Source organism: Frankia sp. CgKIO3 (genome assembly GCF_977946435.1).
The window spans coordinates 1-2,936 of the sequence record NZ_CDWTMO010000278.1 but is presented as its reverse complement, the minus strand read 5'-3'; the positions used below and the strand labels follow the sequence as shown (position 1 = coordinate 2,936).

Below are 2,936 nucleotides of genomic sequence, written 5' to 3'. Positions count from 1 at the left end.
AGACAAGACCCGAAGCTTCCGCCCTTCACGATCCCGCCGCCGTTGGTTCCGGTGGTGAGGACAGGGTGAGGACAAACCGTTGTGCGCGGGATCGCGGCGGCCACCGTCTCCGCCGCCTGCTGGCCGGTCGACCGCAACAGATGTGCGTACAGGTTCCCGGTGACTGACGTCGAAGAGTGACCGACGACCTTCGAGGCGATCGTGATGTCGACTCCCGCAGACAGCATGATCGAAACCGAGCTGTGGCGGAGGTCGTGGAGCCGCTTGGGGGAAAGCAGTTCCTCGCCGATCTCGTCGCCCGCAGCCAGGGCCGCGGGTAGGGGTTCGGCGAGATGCAGCACCGACCGAGCGCCCCGGCGGCCGGTGCCGAGGATGGTCACCTCGCCGATCGGCTCCCGTTCCCGGTAGACGGTCCACGTGCCCTCGGCTGGCCGATAGCGGGTACCGATGAGAACTGACGTCGCGCCGGCATCCGCCGCCACCTTCACCGTGCCGAGCAGACCGACCCGCCGGGCGATCCGCTGCATCTGCCGGGTCAGGTACTCCGGCGCGAGATGCCGCCCCGACGGGTGCGTGAAGATTAGATTCTCGAGCTGAACCGGCCTCCCCTGATCGTCAGGCAGGATGCCGTTGTTCCAGGTATCTCCTACCGCCTCGCGCTCGCCATCCTGCCGGAGCCGATGCGCGACCAGCGAGTCGAGCGTGACTGAGGCGAGGTCAACCTTGCGCCGGCCCGACTTTGTTTTCGGCGCCCAGACGCCGAGCTGAGACCCGGAGCGGGTGATCTGTTGGCGGACGATCAGCACGCCGGCCGCCTGGTCCAACCCGGTCCAGGTCGCCCCGTACACCTCACCACGCCGAAGCCCATGCAAGGCCATCAGCTCATACGCTGCGGCGAGCCGGTCGGATGCTGCCTCGTCCAGGAAGCGGCCGACCTCTGCCGCTTCCCACGGTTCGACTTCCGGCGTCGAATACGACGCCAGCTCAACACCTTGCGCCGGGTTGAAGTCGAGCTTCCGCTGCCGGACGGCGTCATTCAGCGCTGTCCGGAGCATCTCCAGGACGTCTTTGACGGTTGCCGGGCCGATGGCCCGCCCCGGACGTTCCTGGGATGTCTCCACTGCGCGCCTCAAGGCCACGTCGATGTGCTCGGCCCGCAGCCCTGTCAGCGGCATGGTGCCCAGGAACGGCGTCAGGTGTAGCCGGATGAACTGCCCGTAGCGTGTACGGGTCGTCGGCCGCAGCGCGTTTTTCCGGCTCAATCAGTCGTCGAGGTAGCTGGCGACCGTGAGCCGGCCGATGTGTTGCTGACCGGCGCGGACCTTCGCTCACTTCGCGTCCCCGTCGGCCTCGGCCTCCTTCCTCGTCTCACCGCGGAACCGGATCCTGTCGGTCCCGGCCAGGGCCACGAGCTCGTGAGGAACCCGGGCCTCGCCGGACCAGAACCCATGACCGCGCCTGTCTCGGTTGGGGCACGTCCCGGCCGGGTACTTCTGCTTCGATTGCGGGTCGCGGCATCCGCACCTGTGCTTAGCGACAATCTTCATTGACGTCACCGCTCCTTTGCTAGCTCCGTCACTGACACGATTCGGCTCAAGGGAAGTTGATCTTCCGGGTGCGAAGAAATCCTTCGGGTGTCGCTTGAATATATTGCAATATTTGCGCTCTCTGATCGACGAGACGCATGTAGTGCGTTGCGATTCTATTCCGTCCGAAAGCGGTCGAGTGTGTCGCGGGCGACGGTGGAGGCGTAGCGCGAGAGCGCCCGCGCCAACATGATGGCGCTGTGGCATATGCTCGCCACGCTTTCTGTCGGATGTGATGTAAAACACATTTATTGCCAAGATGGTAGCGCTAGGTAATGGGTGAGGGGTTGCCCGATGTAATGCGCGGCCGATCGCAGCCAAAAGGTCGAGCTACTACGATCTGATCCGACCTATCATGGGCCATCTCTAGGTAACATGGAGTGGCTACGGCTGCAACGGTAGGCGATCACTGGCCGCGACTGGCGGCGAGGCGGAACGGGTTGATCCTCGCGTGAATGCGGTGAGAGGTTTCCTGCTGGCGACTACTTTCGGTATGGTGAAAGCTGCTGCTGCGGCGAATTGGTCATCGCCAAAATCGTTTCATCGTTGTAGCGTGGCGTCATTGGACTGACCGATCTCATTGTATGGGCGCAGGCTCCCGACGCACTTCCGCATGTGCATCGACATGCGTATTCGGCGCGCCCTTAACGGAGAAGTAGATGTCGCGCAGTGGACCACCCCAACCCGCACCTGAAGATGGCAAGGTCCTGACCGCGAGGCAGTTCGCCGCGGAGCTCAAGATCCCCGAGGATGCGGACCGTCAGAGGCAGCACCGGGGCGATGTGCCGCCGAGTATCCGAGTTGACGCGGCCGTCCGTCTTCGATGCTCTGAGGTCACCCGAGGACTGGCAGAGCGGAAGCAAGTCAACGCCGATCGGCGTCGGAGGTCCGCGTGACTGCCTCGTCCGCCCTGCCAGGCCGCTTGACCGGCGAGACCCTGCGCCAGCTCCGTGGGCGATGGAGTACAGCGCAGCTTCGGGCTCTGCCAGCGACCGTAGACGTCGAGACCGCCGGCAGCGTGCTCGGTATGGGCCTTTGGAAAGCCAGAGCGCTCATCCGCGACGGCAAGTTCCCGACGCCGGTCATCCGTCACGGTCAGCGGTATGTCGTCCCGACAAGGCCGTTGCTGGTGATGCTCGGCGTCGAACCCGACACCCCGTCCGCATGAGTCTTCGTCGGCGCAGCCGATCCACAGGTCGTCAAAGAGTGTGTCAGATTGATCTTTCTCCCGGCCGACATGTGGGACGCCTTGGGCACCGCGGTCCGGACCCAGGTCAACGGCCTGGCCAACCAGCCTGGCCGCGGACGCGTGGCCGGAATCGTGGAGTGGCCGAGCCGACAATGAAAAGT

Annotated in this window: 2 protein-coding genes; one reads left to right on the top strand and one right to left on the bottom strand. The window is 64.6% G+C overall.

What is annotated here, in order from left to right:
• On the bottom strand, window positions 1–1,262 hold a 1,262-nt coding region (locus AC08OJ_RS19500), incomplete at its 3' end, for a site-specific integrase (RefSeq protein ID WP_476596496.1).
• Between the two features lie 1,216 nt (window positions 1,263–2,478).
• Here AC08OJ_RS19500 and AC08OJ_RS19495 point away from each other — a divergent pair.
• Complete coding sequence (locus tag AC08OJ_RS19495) at window positions 2,479–2,754, top strand: hypothetical protein (protein ID WP_476594745.1); 276 nt, start codon at window positions 2,479–2,481, stop codon at window positions 2,752–2,754.
• Window positions 2,755–2,936: the final 182 nt, after the last annotated feature.